Origin of the sequence: Nostoc sp. FACHB-892 (assembly GCF_014698795.1) — a bacterium.
GTDB lineage: Bacteria > Cyanobacteriota > Cyanobacteriia > Cyanobacteriales > Nostocaceae > Nostoc.
Genome location: NZ_JACJTR010000023.1, coordinates 88,533 through 109,402 on the forward strand (window position 1 = coordinate 88,533; position 20,870 = coordinate 109,402).

20 protein-coding genes are annotated in these 20,870 nt (G+C 41.3%); 12 read left to right on the forward strand and 8 right to left on the reverse strand.

Going from position 1 to position 20,870, the window contains the following annotated elements:
• Positions 1 to 159: 159 nt before the first annotated feature.
• From H6G96_RS25645 to H6G96_RS25655, 3 genes are all read left to right on the forward strand, one after another.
• Positions 160 to 1,659 (forward strand): carotenoid oxygenase family protein, encoded by a 1,500-nt coding sequence (locus tag H6G96_RS25645; RefSeq protein WP_190914736.1) that lies wholly within the window; start codon positions 160 to 162, stop codon positions 1,657 to 1,659.
• A 595-nt stretch (positions 1,660 to 2,254) separates the two neighbouring features.
• Complete coding sequence (locus H6G96_RS25650; protein ID WP_190914738.1) at positions 2,255 to 4,045, forward strand: FAD-dependent oxidoreductase; 1,791 nt, start codon at positions 2,255 to 2,257, stop codon at positions 4,043 to 4,045.
• A gap of 107 nt (positions 4,046 to 4,152) precedes the next feature.
• Positions 4,153 to 4,380: a hypothetical protein gene (locus H6G96_RS25655; protein ID WP_190914740.1), complete on the forward strand. Its 228-nt coding sequence runs from the start codon at positions 4,153 to 4,155 to the stop codon at positions 4,378 to 4,380.
• A gap of 776 nt (positions 4,381 to 5,156) precedes the next feature.
• Here the strand turns inward: H6G96_RS25655 and H6G96_RS25660 are convergent.
• On the reverse strand, positions 5,157 to 6,215 hold the full coding sequence (locus H6G96_RS25660; protein WP_190914742.1) for a class I SAM-dependent methyltransferase: 1,059 nt from the start codon (positions 6,213 to 6,215) through the stop codon (positions 5,157 to 5,159).
• A gap of 289 nt (positions 6,216 to 6,504) precedes the next feature.
• On the opposite strand from H6G96_RS25660, the gene H6G96_RS25665 reads away from it, so the two are divergent.
• Positions 6,505 to 6,705, forward strand: a complete 201-nt coding sequence (locus H6G96_RS25665; protein WP_190727574.1) for a hypothetical protein — start codon at positions 6,505 to 6,507, stop codon at positions 6,703 to 6,705.
• A 115-nt stretch (positions 6,706 to 6,820) separates the two neighbouring features.
• On the opposite strand, the gene glnA is transcribed toward H6G96_RS25665, so the two are convergent.
• The gene (gene glnA / locus H6G96_RS25670; RefSeq protein WP_190914744.1) at positions 6,821 to 8,245 is read right to left on the reverse strand and encodes a type I glutamate--ammonia ligase; all 1,425 of its coding nucleotides are present in this window, start codon (positions 8,243 to 8,245) and stop codon (positions 6,821 to 6,823) included.
• 365 nt (positions 8,246 to 8,610) lie between these two features.
• Here glnA and apcB point away from each other — a divergent pair, with 365 nt between their 5' ends.
• The 4 genes from apcB (at position 8,611) to H6G96_RS25690 (ending at position 11,151) form a co-directional block, all read left to right on the forward strand.
• Positions 8,611 to 9,120 carry an allophycocyanin subunit beta gene (apcB, locus tag H6G96_RS25675; RefSeq protein WP_190727572.1) on the forward strand — a complete coding sequence of 170 codons (510 nt, stop codon included), beginning with the start codon at positions 8,611 to 8,613 and terminating at the stop codon, positions 9,118 to 9,120.
• A 141-nt stretch (positions 9,121 to 9,261) separates the two neighbouring features.
• Positions 9,262 to 9,681 (forward strand): XisH family protein, encoded by a 420-nt coding sequence (locus H6G96_RS25680; RefSeq protein WP_190914746.1) that lies wholly within the window; start codon positions 9,262 to 9,264, stop codon positions 9,679 to 9,681.
• Positions 9,669 to 10,004: a XisI protein gene (locus H6G96_RS25685; protein ID WP_190914749.1), complete on the forward strand. Its 336-nt coding sequence runs from the start codon at positions 9,669 to 9,671 to the stop codon at positions 10,002 to 10,004. The genes H6G96_RS25680 and H6G96_RS25685 overlap by 13 nt, the downstream gene beginning before the upstream one ends.
• Before the next feature lie 328 nt (positions 10,005 to 10,332).
• Positions 10,333 to 11,151 (forward strand): TlyA family RNA methyltransferase, encoded by an 819-nt coding sequence (locus H6G96_RS25690; protein ID WP_190914751.1) that lies wholly within the window; start codon positions 10,333 to 10,335, stop codon positions 11,149 to 11,151.
• On the opposite strand, the gene H6G96_RS25695 is transcribed toward H6G96_RS25690, so the two are convergent.
• Positions 11,148 to 11,408: a Calvin cycle protein CP12 gene (locus H6G96_RS25695; RefSeq protein ID WP_190914752.1), complete on the reverse strand. Its 261-nt coding sequence runs from the start codon at positions 11,406 to 11,408 to the stop codon at positions 11,148 to 11,150. The genes H6G96_RS25690 and H6G96_RS25695 overlap by 4 nt on opposite strands.
• 385 nt (positions 11,409 to 11,793) lie before the next feature.
• Complete coding sequence (locus H6G96_RS25700) at positions 11,794 to 13,140, reverse strand: DUF697 domain-containing protein (RefSeq protein ID WP_190914798.1); 1,347 nt, start codon at positions 13,138 to 13,140, stop codon at positions 11,794 to 11,796.
• 112 nt (positions 13,141 to 13,252) lie between these two features.
• Between H6G96_RS25700 and H6G96_RS25705 the strand changes: the two genes are divergently transcribed.
• Positions 13,253 to 13,492 carry a hypothetical protein gene (locus H6G96_RS25705; RefSeq protein ID WP_190914755.1) on the forward strand — a complete coding sequence of 80 codons (240 nt, stop codon included), beginning with the start codon at positions 13,253 to 13,255 and terminating at the stop codon, positions 13,490 to 13,492.
• A gap of 773 nt (positions 13,493 to 14,265) precedes the next feature.
• On the opposite strand, the gene H6G96_RS25710 is transcribed toward H6G96_RS25705, so the two are convergent.
• The 3 genes from H6G96_RS25710 to H6G96_RS25720 all read right to left on the reverse strand — a co-directional run bounded on the left by H6G96_RS25710 (position 14,266) and on the right by H6G96_RS25720 (position 15,930).
• A complete protein-coding gene (locus H6G96_RS25710; RefSeq protein ID WP_190914757.1) occupies positions 14,266 to 14,502 on the reverse strand; it encodes a hypothetical protein in 237 nt (78 codons plus the stop codon).
• A 41-nt stretch (positions 14,503 to 14,543) separates the two neighbouring features.
• Complete coding sequence (locus tag H6G96_RS25715) at positions 14,544 to 14,879, reverse strand: hypothetical protein (RefSeq protein WP_190914759.1); 336 nt, start codon at positions 14,877 to 14,879, stop codon at positions 14,544 to 14,546.
• A 130-nt stretch (positions 14,880 to 15,009) separates the two neighbouring features.
• The gene (locus H6G96_RS25720) at positions 15,010 to 15,930 is read right to left on the reverse strand and encodes a metal ABC transporter substrate-binding protein (RefSeq protein ID WP_242063392.1); all 921 of its coding nucleotides are present in this window, start codon (positions 15,928 to 15,930) and stop codon (positions 15,010 to 15,012) included.
• A gap of 185 nt (positions 15,931 to 16,115) precedes the next feature.
• Here H6G96_RS25720 and H6G96_RS25725 point away from each other — a divergent pair, with 185 nt between their 5' ends.
• Complete coding sequence (locus H6G96_RS25725; protein WP_190914763.1) at positions 16,116 to 16,943, forward strand: metal ABC transporter ATP-binding protein; 828 nt, start codon at positions 16,116 to 16,118, stop codon at positions 16,941 to 16,943.
• A 25-nt stretch (positions 16,944 to 16,968) separates the two neighbouring features.
• Complete coding sequence (locus H6G96_RS25730; protein ID WP_190727565.1) at positions 16,969 to 17,820, forward strand: metal ABC transporter permease; 852 nt, start codon at positions 16,969 to 16,971, stop codon at positions 17,818 to 17,820.
• 125 nt (positions 17,821 to 17,945) lie between these two features.
• Here H6G96_RS25730 and H6G96_RS25735 read toward each other — a convergent pair whose 3' ends face one another.
• Positions 17,946 to 19,616, reverse strand: coding sequence for a heme peroxidase family protein (locus H6G96_RS25735; protein ID WP_190914765.1), 1,671 nt, complete (start codon positions 19,614 to 19,616; stop codon positions 17,946 to 17,948).
• 406 nt (positions 19,617 to 20,022) lie between these two features.
• On the opposite strand from H6G96_RS25735, the gene H6G96_RS25740 reads away from it, so the two are divergent.
• Positions 20,023 to 20,808 (forward strand): HAD family hydrolase, encoded by a 786-nt coding sequence (locus tag H6G96_RS25740; RefSeq protein WP_190914767.1) that lies wholly within the window; start codon positions 20,023 to 20,025, stop codon positions 20,806 to 20,808.
• The last annotated feature ends 62 nt before the right edge of the window (positions 20,809 to 20,870 follow it).

Genomic DNA, 20,870 nt, shown 5'->3' on the forward strand with positions numbered 1-20,870 from the left:
AGATATTGGAATCTAGCCAAAGTCATGGTTTCTTCTAATCAACCATAAATCAACATTGTCTTATAAAGCTCTGGACGAAAACTTTATCAGAACTTGGGTTTTTCAAAAAATCTCATTTCTGAACATCTTTACCATATTTGAAAAGCAGATATCAAGTATATGCAAAATTCAAAAGTTCAAGAAATCCCAGTTGCAGAAAAATCCTACACTCGTGCAGACTGGCAAGGAGGATATCAATCTCTCACCCAAGAGTTTGATTATTGGATTGATGATATAGAAGGGCAAATTCCCGCAGAATTAGAAGGTACGCTGTTTAGAAATGGCCCCGGTTTGCTCGATGTAAATGGGCAACTTTTTCATCACCCATTTGATGGAGATGGGATGATTAGTAAAATTACCTTTACGAACGGCCGTGCCCATTTTCGCAATCGCTTTGTGCGCACAACTGGCTATCTAGCAGAGCAAAAGGCGGGAAAAATTCTTTATCGCGGTACTTTTGGCACTCAAAAACCTGGCGGTTGGCTAGCTAATATTTTTGACTTCAAACTCAAAAATATCGCTAATACAAATGTTATCTATTGGGGTGGTAAACTGCTAGCGCTGTGGGAAGCTTCTGAAGCATATCACCTCGATCCCTACACTCTTGAAACCTTGGGGAATGAATATTTTAATGGTGCTTTGTCAGTAGGTGAATCTTTCGCTGCACATCCCCGCGTTGAAAAGAGTTTCGACCAAGATGAGGACGCACCTTGTCTAGTAAACTTCTCGATTAAGCCGGGATTATCTACCACCATTACTATTTTTGAGCTAAACTCAGCAGGTGAAATTGTCAAGAAGCACGCTCATCAAGTTCCTGGTTTCTGTTTCATTCATGATTTTGTTATTACTCCCAATTACTGCATCTTCTTTCAAAATCCTGTCACCTTCAATCCCATACCTTTCGCCTTGGGAATACGTGCGGCGGGAGAATGTATAAAATTTCAACCAAATCAGCCAACTCAAATTATAATTATTCCCCGCACCCCCAAAGAAGGACAAGAAGAGATAAAATTTCTGGAAACTCAGTCTGGTTTCGTTTTCCACCACGTTAATGCTTTTGAGGTAGGAGGCGAAGTTTTGATTGACTCCATTTGCTACGAATCTTTACCAGAAGTTGAACCCAAAAGCGATTTTCGACAAGTTGATTTTGAAGCGTCTTCACCTGGGCAACTTTGGCGATTTTGTCTGAATCTAAAAGATGGGACAGTCCGGCGGGAATTGATTGATGGCCGTTGTTGTGAATTTCCCAGCATACATCCGGCAAATGTAGCACACCCTTATCGATATCTATATATAGGTGCGGCTCATGCAGAGACTGGTAATGCTCCTTTGCAAGCATTGCTGAAAATTGATTTAGAGTCTGGAGAAAGACAATTTTGGAGTGCTGCACCCCGTGGTTTTGTGGGTGAACCAATTTTTGTCCCACGCCCAGGTTCCGAAAAGGAAGATGATGGTTGGGTATTAGCTTTGGTTTATGATGCTGCTCATCACCGCTCAAATGTGATAATTTTAGATGCTAGTGATTTCTCTAAAGGAACAATCGCGCGGCTACATCTCAAGCATCATATCCCCTATGGTCTGCATGGAAGCTTTACTTCTGAGGTTTTCGAGGAAATTTGATCCCCTATTTGGATGAAACAATTTTTTCGCTGCCAATAATATAGCAGTTCCCATTCATATGTGGTACAAGCTTATACTCCGAAGTCTAAGGTCACGGCAGTGCCGTGCCCCTACGGGTGTGCCTTACGTAAACGAGAAACGCTATATGCAAATCTATATTTTTGAGCCGCACCAAATTTTGGGTTAATGATTCTTTAAAGAGTATTTGCCAGTGCGTTAGCAAAGCGTCTCCGAAGGAGGTTGGCTGACTCTCTGCAATTACAATTTGAGTAAGAGTAATTAGGAGGGCGTGAAAAAATCAAACTATGTAAATATAAATAGGATTTCTATATCTACCGAGATAATTAAGATATAGATGCTTATCTATCAAAAGAGTATCTTTCACTTGTCAACAAGACAAAATCCTATCAAATCTCAAAATTGCGGACATAGTACAAAAAAACTAATCAGGAATTATAATTTGTTCTTTGTTAACGCTCCTACTACTTTTGTGTGAGAACTTTTAATACCTAGTATCCAAAAAATAAAATAATTTATCTTGTTTGATGCCAAGCTATCTGGGGAGAGTATATCGAAACTCCAGTGAGGTAAAGCAATGGTTAATCAGACATACACAGCTGATGTGTTAGTTGTCGGTGGGGGAACCGGAGGTACTGCTGCTGCTATCCAAGCGGCGCGACGGGGAGCCAAAACGATTCTGGTGAGTGAATTTACTTGGTTGGGGGGAATGCTGACTTCGGCTGGAGTATCCGCACCCGATGGTAACGAATTAGAAGCGTTTCAAACGGGGTTATGGGGTGCGTTTTTGCAAGAATTGCGACAACGACAGTCAGGTGGATTAGATAACAGTTGGGTAAGCTTTTTTAGTTATGATCCTCAAATTGGGGCAGAAATTTTTGCAGATTGGGTACAGGAATTGCCAAATTTGCACTGGATTTCTGGAGATGTGCCAATAGATGTGTTTCGCCAAGGTGATTCTATTACAGGTGTGCGCTTTGCTGATTTCGCTGTCACAGCCAAGATTATTCTTGATGGCACAGAATTAGGAAATGTGTTGGCTTTAGCTGAGATACCTTATCGGTGGGGCTGGGAATTGCAATCTGAGTGGGGAGAACCCAGCGCCCCGGTGTCTTTTAACTCTTTAACTGAGAGATATCCGGTGCAAGCGCCCACTTATGTAGTGATTATGCAAGATTTTGGTGAAGCGATGTCTACGGCGGGCGTAGCTGCGGCACCAGAAATTCCGGCTGCCCCTAACTATAATCCATCTCAGTTTACAGGTGCTTGGGATGGCTATGGAGCAGAGACATTTTTGAATTATGGACGTTTGCCTGGTGGCCGATTCATGATTAATTGGCCAATCTGTGGCAATGACTACGGCCAAGGAGTAGAGCGGTTGATAGAGTCAGATGTATCCAGAGGTGAATTCATCCAAGAATCTCGCTGGCACAGCCAAAATTTTGCCCATTTTATCCAAAATCAGTTTGGTCGCCGCTATGGTTTAGCAGAAAAAGTATTTCCTCACGCCTCTACAGCTTTTGCACTGCATCCCTATTACCGGGAAAGCCGCCGCTTAGTGGGGCTAACTACTATCCGAGAACAGGATATTTTGCCGATCGCTGGAGGGAGAGTTGCATCTATATTTAATGATGCAATCGCAGTTGGTAACTACGCCAATGACCATCATTATCCTGGTGTTAAATTCCCACTGCAACCAAAATCTATCTTTTGGGGGGGACGCTGGACTGGGACTCCCTTTACAATTCCCTACAGTTCCCTCATTCCAGCCACAACAGATGGCTTCTTGGTTTGTGAAAAAAATATTTCTGTCTCACACATTGCCAACGGTGCCACTAGATTACAACCTGTAGTTATGGGCATTGGTCAAGCAGCAGGTATGGCAGCAGCAATGTGTGTTGAGTTAGACTGCCAACCAAGGGATTTATCTGTTAAGGCGCTGCAAATGGCTTTATTAGAAGATAATCGCTCAAAAACAGCAATTATTCCTTTATTTAATCTTCCACCCAATCATTCGGATTGGCTCCACTGGCAACTGTATTATTTAAATAACCCACAAGCCTATCCAGGTAGTGGTGATTGTCCTTGCCAATCGTGGAATGAGTCCTCTGACTCTGCTGTTGGCAAGGCATTAATTCGGAAAAGTAACTGTTTTAAAGGCATTTTCTATCGCTTGGATCAGCAGGAATATAAATTCACTGTCACAGCACCAGCAGCATATCAAGGACAAAACTGGCAGCTTGTGACTTTGCGATCGCATATCGACAAGCAATTACGCGCTTACCCTCACGAACAATTAGTTACATTGTGGGGTCAAATAAACCACTTTGGTAATTGGTTATTAGTCGAACATTTAAACGGAGGCTAAGAAGAGTTTATTTTCAGTAAAACACAATACTTTTTGGTGAATTGTCCGGATATTAATCAAAAAGCTAAGTATCAGTGAAGTGGAGAGTTCCAAAATAGACATCTGCTATGCGTGCAGCCATTTCACTTTTAGTATCGAGTCTGGTGTTCGGCCCCTTAGCTTCTAACTGCCAAGTAATGGTCAATCACTTATCCTATGGGTTGTCTTCCACGCCTACTTCGGAACAGTGGCTCTCGGCGGCATCTGAACAAGCCTCAGATGATACGCCACGTCATCGCGGTAGTGGGCGCAGAGAAGTGACACAAAAATCCGGAAATATCTATGTTGTGGTTTAACTTCCCTAAGGTAATGCTTTTTTTCCAAAAGAAACAAAGTACCAGAAAACACAGTGTTGTGCTAACATCGGTTACACAGCTTTTCTGGCAGATATATACAGTTGACACACGAAAATCTTCAGCGATCGCTTAGTATTTCAACTGCAAGCTTTGTATATATAGTTGGCATCAATCTTGGCAATCAAAACGCAAATTAAATTAAGTGCCTTGATCAACAGCATCACCAACTTCTCAAAAGGCACACAACTGTTGCTCATATTCGGTGGGAAGCTTTGCGTCTCAATCATCAAGCGTTCTAGAAATAGATGTTACTTAGGCTATCAGTTAATCTAAAGCACATCTAATTCAGACACTTTGCTTGTTGAGAAAACAGTCTCTTAAGGTAAATCCACTTTATTCCCAAATAGGTTTCTCATACATTGAGTATCTGACTATTTACATCAAGAAATAATTGATCTTCACTCAGCGTTTGTTTAGCGTCCTTTGCCGAAGTATAAAATCTTTTTCGTTGCATCTGAGCTTATCTAGGGCATAGATTCGCATAAGTAGTATAGGTTTATTGCACTTCGCCACGAATCTTACTATTTTTGACCTACTCTTGCACCCTGGTTCCTCCTCCTCGCAGATGGCTCCTGACGAAACAAATATTAAGAAGGATCTGCTAGCTCCTCTTAAGTCCTTTTAATTATTCTACACCCAAGGGCAGATGCAAAATTTTGCATTTGCCCTTTTTAGGTAAAGTTTATTTAAAGAAAAGGAAATGAGAAGGTTTTATCTCAAGCTGGCTTATGAGCAATGAAATACTTGCTCATAAAATGGACTTGCATCTCAATATTCTCAAAGCCTACTTTCTGTAAACGTTCTAGCAAGTTATCAGTAGTGTAATGCTTGTAATAGGGTTCATGGAAAGTTTCAGGGAAAGAGTCCATCATGTATTCCAAGTCAGGTGAATCACTCAACTGAATTGAGTCACAGATAATAAAGACTCCTCCTGGTTTTGTTACCCGGAAGCATTGCTCAATGACTGTCTGACGTACAGCTGCTGGTAACTCATGGAAGAGAAAAACAGAAGTTACAGTATGAAAATAGTTATCTAAATAGGGTAACTCTTCAGCATTGGCTTGTAAAAGTTGCGGCAGTTCCCCTGGAATTTGGGACAGTAGTTCATTTGCTTTACGCAAATAAGCTGGTGACAAATCTGTACCAAACAAAGATGCTTGAGGCAAAGCTGCCCGAATCAACTTCAAAGTCCGCCCTGTTCCACAAGCTACATCTAAAATACGGGTTTGCCGTGGTGCAACTGACTCAAAAGCTTTCAGTCCTTGCTTGAGGGGAGCGAGAATCCGCCGTCGCATTGGATCAGCTGCCCCACCAAAAAGAATTTCTACTTGTAAGTCATATAAATTGGCTGACAAGTCACTCAAGTAGCCATTGCTTTGGTGATGGAAGTTCTGCACGTAGTAGCTAGGATAACCATCTGTGTCAATTTCGGGCGAAAAATTTTGGTAATTCTGTTGTTGAACCCGCTCCCAGGTTTCAGGTAAATCTAGACATACCAAGGGATAGTAGCGGAAAAAGTCATCCCAAGGGTTGTCAAACAATAGACTTTCCGGGTATATACCTTTTTGGGCATCTTGCCAGTCTGTTTCCAGCAACTGGTTCAGTCTCTGTTGAAGTTTGAGTAAAAGCTCATTCGGGATGGGTTTGGTCTTTTGTTCAAGTGTCGGATACACCAGGTTCCTCAACCGTGAACTTAATATTTTGTGAGCCAGACCAAAGTAATTTTTGCCCTGCTGAAAGGTTTGATAAGTCAGCTTCGTTAAACTCTCAGGCATAAAAATAGCTCAAGTTTTGATTACTTAATATGTAAATAATTGTAACTAAAAAATTATCTACTGTTAGAAAGGTAAAGGCTCCCAAGTAATACAAATCTGAAGCCAGATGATTTTAGCCATCAAAGGTATATTAGGGAAGATTTTCCAGCTTTGGGGAAAAATATCTAATATTGTCAGCAAAGGCAAATATAAATTTATATAAAAAGTAGCTTATGTTACAGAATTTTTGCTATAGTGGTTTATAGAGAAAGCAAAATTATATATTCACAAAATAGAGAGGACTATGGTTATGTCTATTGCAGATAAATCTCGTGCGTTAATGGTGCGTGAACATCAACAAGTCAAGAATCGTCAACAATCCATGCTGATGCGGGCTGCACAAGAACTTGGTCTTCCAGAAGAAGCATCCCACTACTGGAATCCAATTCAAGGGAAGGTAGATGCTAGCACTCGGATGATTTATGGGCCCAGCCACGCTTCCATGAGCTAAGTTTGAAGAGTTTTAAAGTTGATTTTTTGAGTGAGTGTTTCAACTGACAACTCTAGAAAAAAAGCCACCCTCTGGGGTGGCAAAACTTATACATTTAGTTAGATACGGTACTTAATTAAGCATCGTAGTAGAGGTAAAACTCGTAGGGATGAGGACGCAGTTGCAACTGCTTGACTTCGTTACCTAGCTTGTAGTCAATCCAATTTTCGATAAAGTCTTCCGTGAAAACGCCTGATTCTGTCAAGAAGGCGTGATCTTCTTCTAGTGCTTGCAACGCCAATTCCAAAGAACTGGGAGTTGAAGGAACCTTTGCCAGTTCTTCTGGAGAGAGTTCATAGATATTCTTATCTAAGGGTTCACCAGGATGGATTTTGTTCTTGATGCCATCGATACCAGCACAAAGCATTGCAGCAAATGCCAAGTAGGGGTTAGATGTAGCATCTGGACAACGGAATTCTAAACGCTTGGCTTTGGGGTTCTTACCAGATAGAGGAATACGGATAGAAGCAGAACGGTTCCCTTCGGAATAAGCTAAGTTCACTGGCGCTTCATAACCAGGTACTAGGCGCTTGTATGAGTTGGTGCTGGGGTTGGTAATTGCTAACAGTGCTGGTGCGTGTTTGAGAAGACCACCAATGTAGTACAACGCCATTTCACTCAAACCAGCATACTTATCACCTGCAAACAACGGTTGTCCATCTTTCCAGATGGATTGGTGACAGTGCATTCCAGAACCGTTATCGCCAAAAATTGGTTTTGGCATGAAGGTAACGGTTTTGCCATATTTCTTAGCAACGTTCTTGATGACATATTTGTAAATCATCAACCAATCAGCCGCTTCGATCAACTTACCAAAGCGGAAACCTAGTTCGCACTGACCACCAGTAGCAACTTCATGGTGATGCTTTTCAATGGGTACACCTAATTCTGCCATTTTCAACAGCATCTCTGTACGGATATCTTGGAAAGAATCCGTTGGTGAAACTGGGAAGTAACCTTCTTTGAAGCGTGGTTTGTAGCCCAAGTTGGGTTTGTTCTCTGTACCAGCTTTACCAGAATTCCAAGCACCTTCTTCGGAGTCTAAGAAGTAGTAGCCTTCGTTAGCAGTTTGTGCAAACCTAGCACTGTCAAAAATAAAGAACTCAGCTTCAGGTCCAAAAAAGGCTGTGTCACCAAGACCAGTGGAAATCAGGTAATCTATTGCTTTTTGGGCAATAACTCGTGGACAACGGTTGTAGGGTTCACCCGTGCGGGGGTCTTTAATACTACAAATTATACTTAGCGTTGGGACTTCCATAAATGGGTCGATCCAAGCAGTGTTGGGGTCGAGTACCATCGTCATATCCGATTCGTTGATCGCTTTCCAACCCCGGATGCTGGAACCGTCAAAAGCTACGCCATCAGTGAATGCAGTCTCATCGATTTGGTTTTGGTACAGTGTAAGGTGCTGCCAAGTCCCTACTGTATCAATGAATTTGAGATCAATCAGCTGAATATTTTCATCTTGAATTTTCTTCAAGACTTCTTGTGGTGTCGTCATTGTTACTCCTTCTCTACCAATTTCCTAAAGTAAACCAGAATCTTAGAATCTTACATTGCATCCTAACCCTGCGAATCTCAATCAGGCCGTGACACACCAGAAATATCTTAAATACTAGACATTAGCCGATTTTGTAGTTTGTGTTACAGATATCTGGATTATCAGGTTATATTAACCTTTCAGGGATCATCTGTACAAAACTGGAAAGTTCATCATATAGGGGTCAACTTTGGCATAGAATCCATAGATAGTGGATAAATTGTTTTTGTGCCGAATCTATTTTTAATAGCACAAAAATTTACTGGTGCATAAGTGCAGCCAAATAAATATCAAACCATAAATAGTAATGATTGGGAGAAGAAGGAATGCGCGATGCGGTAACAAGTTTAATTAAGAATTATGACTTAGCTGGTCGGTATTTTGACCGGAATGCGATCGATAGCCTGAAGTCTTACTTTGACAGTGGTACAGCACGAGTACAAGCGGCGGCGGCAATAAATACTAATGCGGCTGCACTTGTCAAGCAAGCTGGTTTGAGGTTATTTGAAGAACTGCCAGAATTGATTCGCCCTGGTGGAAATGCTTATACAACTCGTCGTTATGCAGCTTGTCTGCGGGATATGGATTACTATCTGCGCTATGCCACCTATGCGCTGGTTGCTGGAAATACCAATGTGTTGGATGAGCGAGTGCTACAAGGACTGCGGGAAACTTACAATTCTTTAGGAGTACCTATTGGCCCGACGGTTCGCGGTATCCAGATTCTTAAGGATCTGATCAAGGAACAAGTAGCAGCAGCAGGTGTGGGTAATACTGCTTTTGTGGATGAACCATTTGATCACATCACACGCGAGTTGAGCGAACAGGATATTTAGTCATTCAATAACAAGTATAAAATATAGCGATCGCACTTTTGTCTTTGTTGGGAAAGAGCGATCGCTTTTTTATCCAAGTTTTCACTGCCAAAAAATAATTTTACTAGATTAAAGCTGTAGTTTTGGAGCTATCTTCGACTAATGCCAGCCAGAGATATCTATCATGCCGCAGTCATTAAAGCACTTGTAACAGATGGCTGGACAATAACCAACGATCCCTTATACCTTGCTTATGGGGGTAGAGAACTTTACGTAGATATTGGAGCAGAAAGAGTTACCATTGCTGCTGAGAGGGATAATCAAAAAATAGCTGTTGAAATCAAAAGTTTTCTGAGTCCTTCTCCAGTGAGCGACCTCCAGGAAGCTGTGGGACAGTATGAAATTTATCGCAGCGTGCTAAAAGAACTACAACCAAAACGCCAACTTTATTTAGCGGTTCCCAAGCGAGTCTATGAAGGTATATTTTCCGAACGCTTTGGTCAGCTAATTCTTAATAGCATAGGAATAAACCTAATTGTCTTTGACGAGCAACTAGAAAGGATTATCAAATGGATAAGCTAGCTCGGTATCGTGAAATTATTCGTCAGTTAATATTTGATTATGCTACTCACAAGCCTGCTAATGGTCAAATAGAGACAGAACCCGTCATTGACTCGGAACGAGACCACTACGAAGTGTTACATATCGGTTGGGATGGAGTGCGCCGCATACATGGTTCGGTGGTACATATAGATATTATTAATGATAAAGTGTGGATTCAATATGATGGTACTTCCCAGCCAGTAGCAGAGGCATTATTAGAAGCTGGTATTTTGCGCGAAGATATTGTCTTGGGTTTCCATCCTGCTGAACTACGGCAATACACGGATTTTGCTGTATCTTAATTATCTTGATGTCGTGCTTTCCTAAAGAATAATATATTAAGTAGCGATCGCTCCGAATCCCTTATTTACTCATTGGACTGATCGCAATTTCTCAAGTTTTATAAGACTTGACTTTTCACGGTATCTGGAAAACCTCTTTTCTATTTCTCTCTTCCTAAAAGGAGAGAGACTTTTAATTTTCCCCTTCCCGCATCGGGAAGGGGGTTAGGGGGATAGGTTTTTGGTGGACTTTTCCACATAATGTGAAAAGTCAGTTCGATATTTGAGGCGCTAATTATGAATTATCAATCGTGTTTTGGTTTTAATTTTACCAGGAGAGTCTAATTAATTGGCTAAACAGCGACTCGACACACTATTAGTAGAGTTAAATTTATGTTCTTCTCGCGCCTTAGCACAGAGGTTAATTCAGGCGGGGGAAGTTACTGTTAATCAGCAGTTAGTTGATAAACCTGGTACAGAAGTTGATATTACTGCTCAAATAAATATTAAAGAGCGATCGCCTTTTGTTTCTAGAGGCGGTGAAAAACTCTCCAAAGCTTTGTCAGTATTTGCCATTCCGGTAGCAGAACGTATTTGTTTAGATGGTGGAATTTCTACTGGTGGTTTTACTGATTGTCTCTTGCAAGCTGGAGCAAAACAGGTTTACGGCATTGATGTCGGTTATGGACAAGTTGATTGGCGGTTGCGAAATGATTCGCGGGTGATCTTGCGAGAACGCACCAATTTACGGCAACTACGACCAGATGAGTTATATGGCGAAAATGACCCGATTCCTGATTTGGCGGTGGTCGATGTATCGTTTATTTCTCTAACAAAAATTCTGCCTGCTTTGTGGCAACTAACTCAAGCTAACCGAGAAACTGTATTGTTAGTCAAGCCACAGTTTGAAGTCGGCAGATCCCGTGTGGGTAAAAAAGGTGTTGTGCGAGATCCAAACGACCAAGCTGATGCCATTTTTCAGGTGCTGCAAGCAGCCCACGAATTAGGATGGAAATACAAAGGCTTAACTTGGTCGCCGATCACTGGCCCTGCTGGAAATATTGAATATCTTTTGTGGTTGGGAATGGAAAGTGAAACGCCACCACCTGATTTAGAGGCAATTAAGCAAATAACGCAATCAGCAACAACTGATTTACGGAAGAATTAAAGGTCGTAGATTAGACACTCTACGGATTCAGGATGGCGATCGCAATAATTATCCAAAGAAGTTTTCTTTGATTTTGCTTGCTGTTGATCGGCTTTCTCAGCTTGTAATTCTTCCACAATATCCCAAGCTACGGCACAACCAGCAGAATCACTGCCATTTAGCTCACAAGTTGTACGCGCTTCAGTAATGGCTTCAATAATGGCTTCTTCAAGATTTGCCGCCCCAGCAGTTTCAAATGAATTTAGGGTAGTTGTCATGATCCTTTTACCTTTAAGTTACAGAGATAGATATTAACTATGAGCTTTCAATGACCCCAGTAAGCTCACCCTGCGGTTTTGCCAGTCCTTCTTTGTTGGCGCAACAAGACCGGGTTGGCTCACATTTCCAGTTTAGATAAGCTTCCTACAAGAAGTGGTGGTAAACACCGCCATCTTTTGAGCAAATTTGAGTGGGAATTACCCTCTTATCATCTTTGCTTCAAAAAGCTAGGGGAATTCCACTAGTTAAAGTAACTAACAGAGATGGTCATGTTCTCAGTTTTGCATCCCAAATTCGGAATATCAGTCAATTGTCAGAAGAGTTTGATAGAAGTTGATAAACACTTATAAACGATCACAAAAGAGAAACAATTTTTATTTATTCTCAATACTTTATGCCTAATTCTTGTCGCAAACGATACAGAATTGTATTTTGGTCAACTTGAGAGAGAATTTCTTGAATGACACTGCTTGCGCCCAATTGTCCCCAAGTGCAGCCTTTTTCGAGATACACCTGAGCGGCTTTACCAACGGAGTATGCACCATAACCAGCGATACCAGCTTGAGCGATCGCACTGCCAGCAAAGGCAGTAATATTGCTGGGATTGTCACCACTGGTTATTGCAGCAGTAGTTTTACCCAAACCCAAAAGCAAACTGCTGCCTAATTCCCCCAGTAGCAAGCCACCAGAACTAAATAAAATCGTTTTTAAAATTTTCCCGGCTTCATAGCTAGTCATCGGCAAACCATACAATCTAGCTAGGGCGCGAATTAAAGCCAAATCCGCAACAGTGCCGCCAAGGATATCTAAAAAAGCAATAGGATTGAGCATTACTGCCAAAGCTTTGTATTTGGTAAATTGCCAAATGATATCTTCAGCTTCTTGTTCGCGTAAGTCGATGGTTTTTTGAGCGATCGCGGCTTCTGCATCTCGTGCTTGAATGAGTGCATTTAAAGCCAGAAGCGATCGCCCTTCCCGATTGAGAATATTTAGAATTGTCTCCTTTAGTTCATCTACTTGCGGTGGCGGTGTCTCCCATTCATAACTGACACGCCCATCAGGCCACTCAACCCGCACTTCTATTGCTGCTGGTTCCGCCGCCACCATAACAATTTCATCAGGTAATAGAGGCTTCGCGTCGGAATGTCCAGCGCCGAGTTGTTGCAAATTTTGGTAAATAACTCCTTGGTCTGTATCTGGGTAAAGGTCTATTTTGTTAAATACTAAAATTAGGGGTTTTTGCGATCGCCGCAATTCGAGCAGTGCTTGATACTCAGTGCGTGTGATATCACCAGACACGATAAACAAAATCAAATCAGCTTGATGTACAACTCCTCGCGCCATGTCCGCCCGTGACTCACCCTCAATTTCATCTAATCCAGGGGTATCAATTAACTCTACTACTACCTTACCCCCTGGCTGCCAACGGACGGAACGGGGCCATTGAGTGACACCATTCAGGGGCCCAGTTTGCAGAATCTTCTCTCCCAGCAAGGCATTTAAAACTGCTGACTTACCACGACTCACCAAACCAAAAGCAGCAATTCTAATGACGTTAGAATCCAGTTTATTGAGTGTGGAATTCAAAGCTTCCAATTCTGGTTTCAACAAACCTGCCAATTCTGGATTGGATGAAAACTGTCCTGATTTGCGAAGATATCCATACCAAGACAGCGCTTGTCTGAGACTGGCGCGGGCACGATTCAAATGAGTTTCTTGCAGATTTCGCACGAAGTTAGGTTGATTCAAGGTTGGACAAACAACAGGCTACATATCTATTTTGATCTAATTCCAAGCTTGTTAGCCTGTTTTGTCACTGATAATTGGTATAGCTTTTAATGCAATGTTCATTCAGAACGTAGGATCATGTTCATTATCCCAACACTTGCGATCGCCCCAGTTTCTCCCAGTATGTTCACATTCAGATGCATTATCTATCCAAGGAACCGATGTAGAGTGGTGCGAAGTTCCAATGGAAGCCAAGAAGCTAGCAGTTAATAAAGGCAATAGTAGGGATAAAGTTATTGATGTACAAATCGATAAAGTTATTAAATATCCAGCAAGCAGCGCAATATTAGTATAAGTCCAAAGAAATTTGCATATTTTGTTATTTTTTTGATGAATTTTTAAATTCTTTTTTGAATTCGAGAAAAGCATAATGCAACCCTATTAATGCAAGTTTATATAGCAATCTCATTTGATTTTTCAAAGCAAAGCTGACTGAGAGTTAGCCGGATCAGGTTTTAGCTCTCAGCATATTTAGCAAAAATCAAATAGGAGTCCTATATGTATGAGTACGGATTTTTACGTAACAATATTATTGAAGTTCTATACTCTGATGTCAAAGGTGCAAGTGACGACTTTTTATAAATTTTAATTTTTGAGTGCTAAAAAATATTTTTAATGAAAATATGTTGAAGTTTTAGCAATCGCCTTTGTGTGAATCCCGATGAATTTAACTTATAGCTTTCTACCGCCGATGCTGAATTATTGTATTGCGATCGCACTAGAAATTTTATTTCCCGCCACAGCCTTTCAGCCTTGCTGCTCAGTTTATCCCTAATTTGGTTAGCAAAATTTTGCGTGATCCTGGCAGTATAGAAATAGCGCCAATTCTTTTTTATGCCTAAACACGAGATATCAGAAGCTGCACTTTGTGAAGCTTCTGCGATCGCTGGTTATGAAGAGTTATTTAAGTAAATTAAAAAGCCGAGTTTCTAGCGCTCAATTACGGGCAGTAGTTGCAGTCAATAAAGAGTTAAAAACACCAGACAAGTTGTAAATATAGTTCAAAAGATTTAAAATACTGCCTTCTCCCGCTAATGCTGTAAAAACCACTCATACAACTCTGGATTGTTATATGTCTGTGTCCACGAGTCGTGAGTAGCTTCTAGATTTTAACGGTTCTACATTATGACCCTTAGTAAGTTCTAAAATTTGATTTTTAATCTCTGGGGTACTCCAATATGCCAACTCTCTGGTAATTGTGACATCTGCCATTTCGATGTACCCTGAGACAATTTCCAGATTTTGATTGCGTCTTAATAAACTAACTCCATCAAAGAAAACAGATACAGGGACGCAAAGAAACAACTCTTCCTGTCCCTGTATCCCCGTGTCTCTTCAATGAAGGGCTACCACCATATTCGATTCCCATTTTCGTCAACTCGTGCTTCCCGAATCATGTCAGAAATTTCTTCAGCATCTTTAACGTGGTGGAGTGCTTTCTTTTCGCCGTCGGGTTCATCTACAACGAAGTAAGTTGGAACTGTGATTTTGTCGCCTGTAATGTCTGGTACATCATCTACAGCTACCTGTTTAGCCTTTTCTTCAACAGATTCAGACTTATCAGCAATTTTATCTCCTGGATTTGCTGTTAAGTTTCTTTCATTGACATTCGGTTCTTCGCGTAAATGTGTATCTTCACTTACTGGTTGATTAATTCGATTTTCTTGATTGTTATCAGTCATGGCTTTTTCAGGTATTGAAAAATGTAACTTCACTGAATGACATTCTAAAAAATCAAGGGTACAAAGAGTTCTTTCTCTGGAGAGACTTTGAAAAGAACACCTCTTAGGTTAGATATTTCTGATGATGAATTTACTTCTTTAGTTGAAACGGGGTATATTTTCCCCCTAATGCTTCTACAATTGTACGAGTATTGGCTTCCATCATTTTGATGTAAGAATCCCCTGGACTTCCCTTAGCGCCAATTGAATCAGAATAGAGTTGATTTGGTGCTAATTTTACCCTTGCTTCTTGAGCAACAGTTTTAATTAAAGCCGGGTTAATTGTAGTTTCAGCAAAAATCGCAGAAACGCCGATTTTTTTAATTGACTCTACCAATCGCTGGACTGTTTGAGCGCTTGGTTGTTCTTCGGTACTAATACCAATTAAAGTACCTGCGATCGCAATCCCATAAGTACGTCCATAATATTGAAATGCATCATGGGTTGTCACCAGTTTACGCTGGGGTGCGGGGATAGTTTGAATCTGTTGATTAATCCAGCTATGCAATTGTTTTAATTCATTATTAAGTTGCGATGCATTTTGAGTAAATTTTTCTCTATCTTCAGGTGATTGCTCAATCAAAGCATCTCGTATTACATTCGTCATTGCGATCGCATTTTCTGCACTACCCCAAACGTGCGGATCTGGCACAACTTCTCCTTTGCCTTTTTCAAGCTGCAAAGGTTTAACAGCTTCCCCCACAGCTAACTTTTTTGCCTTACCACCAGAAGCATTCATTAATTTAATCAGTCCCGGTTCCAGGTTGTAGCCGTTATACAAAATCAAATCAGCTTCTTCCAAAACCCTGCTGTCTGTTGGTACTGGTTCGTAAACATGGGGATCAGTACCCGGTTTCAGAATTCCACTTAGTTGAATTTCGTCTCCTGCAACCTCTTGTGTCAAATCAGCAATGATGGTACTAGTTGCAACCACTCGCGGCTTATCTCCCTTGGCAGTGTTGGAGTTAGAGTCATTCTGTGTACAACTGAGTAAAGCCAAAGACACAAGCATTCCCAAACAAAACCGGAAAAGAATTTTTCCCTTCACCCTGCTGATTATTCCTTTGCCGTAAGGATTACTGCCGTCTGTCTCTAGTATTAGTTTCATTTATCTTAGATATTACATCTAATTATAGATTTTTTCATATTTCTCTCATTTTTATAGTAAGCTCAAGAAATAAATATTTAAACTAGATTATGAAAAACGTCTCTTTTCCTGCCAAATTCTGGCTATCACAGACAAAAATAGAGGAAATGCCTGCAAAAAGTATCAAAGCTTTTGATATGTGTTCCACAGCAGCAATAAGCATTGCTCATCTAGGGGTATATTACCGGACACAAGAAGCCTTAAGAGACGTTAGCTGTATTATCAAACCGGGAAAACTGACAGGTATTTTTGGCCCCAACGGTGCTGGCAAAAGTACGCTGATGAAAGCAATATTAGGCTTGGTTCCTGTTAGTAGTGGTACGGCGCTATGTGAAGGCAAACCCTTAATGCAACAACTAGAGAAAGTTGCCTATGTACCACAACGTAGCCAAATTGATTGGACTTACCCCGCCACAGTTTGGGATGTAGTCATGATGGGACGGGTAAAGAAAACAGGCTGGTTGCGTAGCTTCTCGGCAGTTAGTCGCCAAGTAGCAAAAAATGCCATAGAAAGAGTTGGAATGAGCGAATATTGCGATCGCCCCATCGGACAATTATCAGGAGGACAACAACAGCGGGTATTTTTAGCTCGTGCTTTAACACAGCAAGCAGAGATTTTCTGCTTTGATGAACCTCTAGTAGGCATCGATCAAAAAACCCAGTCAGTGATTTTTGAAGTCTTCCACGAACTCGCCGCCGATAATAAAATCGTGCTAGTAGTTAACCACGACTTAGGGGAATCAATCACCCACTTTGATGATTTAATATTACTAAATCGTGAATTAATTGCCACAGGTTCACGGCAACAAGTACTTACACAAGAGAATCTGCATCGTGCTTATGGTGGTCAAGTAATGTACTTTTCAGATGCTGCCTAAATACTTCGTAATTAAAGACAGTTTTATGTTAGAAGCATTAATTGAGCCGTTGCAATACGGCTTTATGCAGCGATCGCTCGTGATTGCAATTTTAGTTGGAATGTTGTGTGCAGTTGTAGGCAGCTACTTGATGGTGCAACGACTAGCATTGCTGGGTGATGCCATCAGTCACTCAGTTTTGCCTGGACTAGCGATCGCTTTTATGATCGGAGCAAATATATATGTTGGAGCATTTATTGCCGGAGTTTTGAGTACAATGGCGATCGCTTGGATTAGAGTGCGATCGCCAATCAAAGAAGACGCGGCAATGGGCATAGTTTTTTCAGCATTCTTTGCCTTTGGTATCACCCTAATTACTACTATTCAAAAAGATAACAAAATCGATTTAAATCACTTTCTTTTCGGTAATATTCTCGGCGTTACTATTGATGAAGTGCGGGACACTGCTATTATTGCCACTATTGTTTTAATAGTAGTTGTTTTATTATATAAAGAACTTTTATTTTACACCTTTGATCCTTTAGGCGCTCAAGCCGCAGGTTTGCCCATCCATCGGCTGAACTTTGGGCTTATGGTGCTAATAGCTTTAACAATTGTCGCTAGCATGAAAGCTGTTGGTGTAATTTTAGTATTAGCACTTTTAATTACACCAGGAGCCACCGCCTATTTATTAGTTAAACGCCTTAATCATGTAATGATTTTGGGTGCGGTAATTGGCGTAGTTTCTAGTATTAGCGGGATGTACCTCAGCTACTTTTATAACTTGCCCTCTGGCCCTGCGATCGTATTAGTAGTATCGGGATTTTTTATTTTGGCGTTATTATTTAGTCCTAGATACGGTATTTTTACCTTGAGCAGCAAAAAGCTCACACCATAATCTTTGAAATAGAGTAATTTTATTTTCTGGCGTGTAGATACTTTATATTCTAAAGTATCTACACGCGTTTGCTAACCGTATTAAGCCGTTGGTTGTTCAGTAGTAACTACTATTACTTAACAAGACTATTCTGGCAACACTCCGGCAAACTTCAGAAAATCACGAATCGAGCGAATTTCACCACCATTTGGCAGCTTCACACCTTTGGAGGGGTTCCAAAGATGATCGTCGTCACTATCATGTTCATGCTCGTTGAGGTATGAGGATGGGTCATTCTGCATTAAACCAATGATGGTTTCAGCAACAATGCGGCTACCAACTTCGCCCAAAGAGTCGCCATTAGCACGCACTTCAGATTCCTTGAGGACGTAATACCACGCTGGAGTCTTTTCTAAAAAAGGTTCAAGGGCTTGATTCAATTCTGGTGAATTGTCTTGTTGAAGTTCCTCAACTGTCAGTTTTTTGATACCTAGTTTGTCAGCTAGGCTCTGTCCGGTGGGAATACTGAGGAAATATCCACGCAGTAGATTCCGTTTAGCAAGGTGCTTCAGAAGTTCTTGAATAGGAGGTTGGGCATCGTTGCCTTCATTAATCAGATCCGACAAAGGAAATGCAAGATGCGTGTCGATTTTTCGCGCAGAATTTTTCTGCCTTTTGGCAGCGTTTTCTTCGTCAACAAAGCGATCCCACTCAATAATCCAGTTAAAAGGAAGAGTGTTAAACGGGCTAGGGGCTGGTGGGCTGCCTAGATTACCTCTTCCTGTAAACTGAAAAAGTAACCTGAACGTTGAGTTTGGAAAGTTGCGGTTGTAGTCATAAAAAGCTCGCACCATACTGTGTCCAAAACGGTAAGCTGCAACGGAGAATTCTAGAGGCATGAAAAGATTTCCATTCCGGGGATGGTAGAATTTCAGCCCGTCGCTGAGGATGCTGTCCACTGTCCCGCTTACAGTCACTGTTTTAAGGAAATCATTGACGACAAGCCACTGGTAGTGCCAACGAACCAGAGTCTGTGCCCGAACAAATAGTGTTTTATTGTCTTGGGCATTCTGCGGTTCGTTCTGCCGCACCCAGTCAGCTACTGCGTTGTGGAAACGTAGGAAGGCAGTGTGGAACTGTGCCACGATTAGATTTTCATCGTTGCGACTGTCGCCGATCACAGCTATTCTGTTATTGCGTGGCAAGTCGCGCAATAAATCGTTTTCTGGCGGAATTTTATCTCCAGGAGTCGGGACGCCATCAGCATCCTGTTCAGCATTTCCCCCAACTTTCAGTTTTACTGGGTCGTCTTCCTGATAAAAGTCTTTTGCTTGCGTGGGATTTTGAGGGTCTAGAGTTGGTCCGTCACCATAAACACTATCAAGATCGAAAGTGGGGTGACGCAGATTCTTGAGTTTATCGGTTACAAAGTCAGGTGACAGAGGTGTGAAATCGTCTTTGGTAATATCAGTTTGAAGGTCTGTGACCGCCTGATCAGTGTTTGCAGTAATATCATGATCGATAAACTGTCCCCAGTAAGTATAAACCGGAGGTATTATTGAGTTAGTATCTTCAGATTCAGGGCCTTGTCTGTCAATTATTGCCTCACCTAAAGCTTTGAGTTTCTCAATAATATCTTTGTTGTTCTCTGCTGGAAGTAGACTGTTTGGATCTCTGGCACTATCTGGGAAGAGATAATCGAAATCTGTTCCCCCATCATTCGCCTCAGTCGTTGACTGACGTAAGCCAATTCTCTGTTGTGGGGCATTTTGCTTAATATATCCACCGTGACTAAATTCAAAAGGGAGCTTTTGCATCGTTTTTTCCTCTACAGTTGATTCATGTGTTGCAAAGATTTTTGGATATGATATGACCTCAAGTCAGGTACATAGCAGGCGATCGTTAAGCATGAAATAAAGCATTTCCCTTGCTTTCTTAGGAGTTCGGTAAACCCCTCTGATATGTCAGTGGAGTTACACCGCGAGCAATTCATACTCAAATAATGACATTTGGGATTTAACGTAACAGTACCCCTGTGGGTACTATTGGCAAGCAAAAGGTCGAGGCGGTTTGGAATTATGAATGCAATGAAGGGTTACTTCCTTGGGAGCCGTAAAGCGATCGCCTGCAATCATCCAGATTATTTTTCCTGCGTACAGTTGTGATACAACAAATCATTGCTAGTTCAGTTAAGCTGGCAACAGCAGTTTCATCCTCAAAACAATGACAGCAAGTAGTCCCACAATTTTAGCCCTAGACTTTGATGGAGTCATATGCGACGGACTAATTGAATATTTTGAGGTAGCATGGCATACCTACTGTAAAATTTGGTCTACTGCTAACGACACACCACCAGATGATTTAGCTTTAAGATTCTATCGCCTGCGACCTGTAATTGAAACGGGTTGGGAAATGCCTGTTTTAATCAAAGCCTTGGTAGATGGAATTCTTGATGAGAAAATCCTTCATGAGTGGGCAAGCATCGCCCCAAAACTTTTGTTAAATGACAAGCTACAAGCAAAGGAAATTGCTGCGAAACTAGATAATCAACGAGATGAATGGATTACCACCGATTTAGATGGTTGGCTAAGTCTGCATAGATTTTATCCGGGTGTAATAGAAAAAATCAAATTAACTCTCGACGGTGGAGTTAAGCTATATATTGTGACAACTAAAGAAGGGCGTTTTGTACAGCAGTTGTTGCAACAAGAAGGAGTTAATTTGCCAGCAGCATCAATTTTTGGTAAGGAAGTCAAGCGTCCTAAATACGAAATTTTGCGAGAACTAAAGCAGGAAGCAGAAAACAAACCAGTTAGTCTCTGGTTTGTAGAAGATAGACTCAAGACATTGCAGTTAGTCCAACAGCAAACAGACCTTGAAGATGTGAAACTCTTCCTTGCAGACTGGGGTTATAATACCCAAGCTGAACGCGAAACTGCCCAAAATGATCCGCGAATTCAGTTGTTATCCCTGTCTCAATTTGCCAAAGATTTCTCTGCTTGGCTTTAATATATTAAATATGTTGCAATGGGTGGAAGGATACAACAGAAATAATTAGCGAATGTAGTAGT

What these genes read in the sequence shown, in the direction of transcription:
- H6G96_RS25645 (WP_190914736.1), top strand. Translation starts at nt 160, where the DNA reads ATGCAAAATTCAAAAGTTCAAGAAATCCCAGTTGCAGAAAAATCCTAC.
- H6G96_RS25650 (WP_190914738.1), top strand. Translation starts at nt 2,255, where the DNA reads ATGGTTAATCAGACATACACAGCTGATGTGTTAGTTGTCGGTGGGGGA.
- H6G96_RS25655 (WP_190914740.1), top strand. Translation starts at nt 4,153, where the DNA reads ATGCGTGCAGCCATTTCACTTTTAGTATCGAGTCTGGTGTTCGGCCCC.
- H6G96_RS25660 (WP_190914742.1), bottom strand. Translation starts at nt 6,215, where the DNA reads ATGCCTGAGAGTTTAACGAAGCTGACTTATCAAACCTTTCAGCAGGGC.
- H6G96_RS25665 (WP_190727574.1), top strand. Translation starts at nt 6,505, where the DNA reads ATGTCTATTGCAGATAAATCTCGTGCGTTAATGGTGCGTGAACATCAA.
- glnA (WP_190914744.1), bottom strand. Translation starts at nt 8,245, where the DNA reads ATGACGACACCACAAGAAGTCTTGAAGAAAATTCAAGATGAAAATATT.
- apcB (WP_190727572.1), top strand. Translation starts at nt 8,611, where the DNA reads ATGCGCGATGCGGTAACAAGTTTAATTAAGAATTATGACTTAGCTGGT.
- H6G96_RS25680 (WP_190914746.1), top strand. Translation starts at nt 9,262, where the DNA reads ATGCCAGCCAGAGATATCTATCATGCCGCAGTCATTAAAGCACTTGTA.
- H6G96_RS25685 (WP_190914749.1), top strand. Translation starts at nt 9,669, where the DNA reads ATGGATAAGCTAGCTCGGTATCGTGAAATTATTCGTCAGTTAATATTT.
- H6G96_RS25695 (WP_190914752.1), bottom strand. Translation starts at nt 11,408, where the DNA reads ATGACAACTACCCTAAATTCATTTGAAACTGCTGGGGCGGCAAATCTT.
- H6G96_RS25705 (WP_190914755.1), top strand. Translation starts at nt 13,253, where the DNA reads ATGTTCATTCAGAACGTAGGATCATGTTCATTATCCCAACACTTGCGA.
- H6G96_RS25715 (WP_190914759.1), bottom strand. Translation starts at nt 14,879, where the DNA reads ATGACTGATAACAATCAAGAAAATCGAATTAATCAACCAGTAAGTGAA.
- H6G96_RS25720 (WP_242063392.1), bottom strand. Translation starts at nt 15,930, where the DNA reads ATGCTTGTGTCTTTGGCTTTACTCAGTTGTACACAGAATGACTCTAAC.
- H6G96_RS25725 (WP_190914763.1), top strand. Translation starts at nt 16,116, where the DNA reads ATGAAAAACGTCTCTTTTCCTGCCAAATTCTGGCTATCACAGACAAAA.
- H6G96_RS25730 (WP_190727565.1), top strand. Translation starts at nt 16,969, where the DNA reads ATGTTAGAAGCATTAATTGAGCCGTTGCAATACGGCTTTATGCAGCGA.
- H6G96_RS25735 (WP_190914765.1), bottom strand. Translation starts at nt 19,616, where the DNA reads ATGCAAAAGCTCCCTTTTGAATTTAGTCACGGTGGATATATTAAGCAA.
- H6G96_RS25740 (WP_190914767.1), top strand. Translation starts at nt 20,023, where the DNA reads ATGACAGCAAGTAGTCCCACAATTTTAGCCCTAGACTTTGATGGAGTC.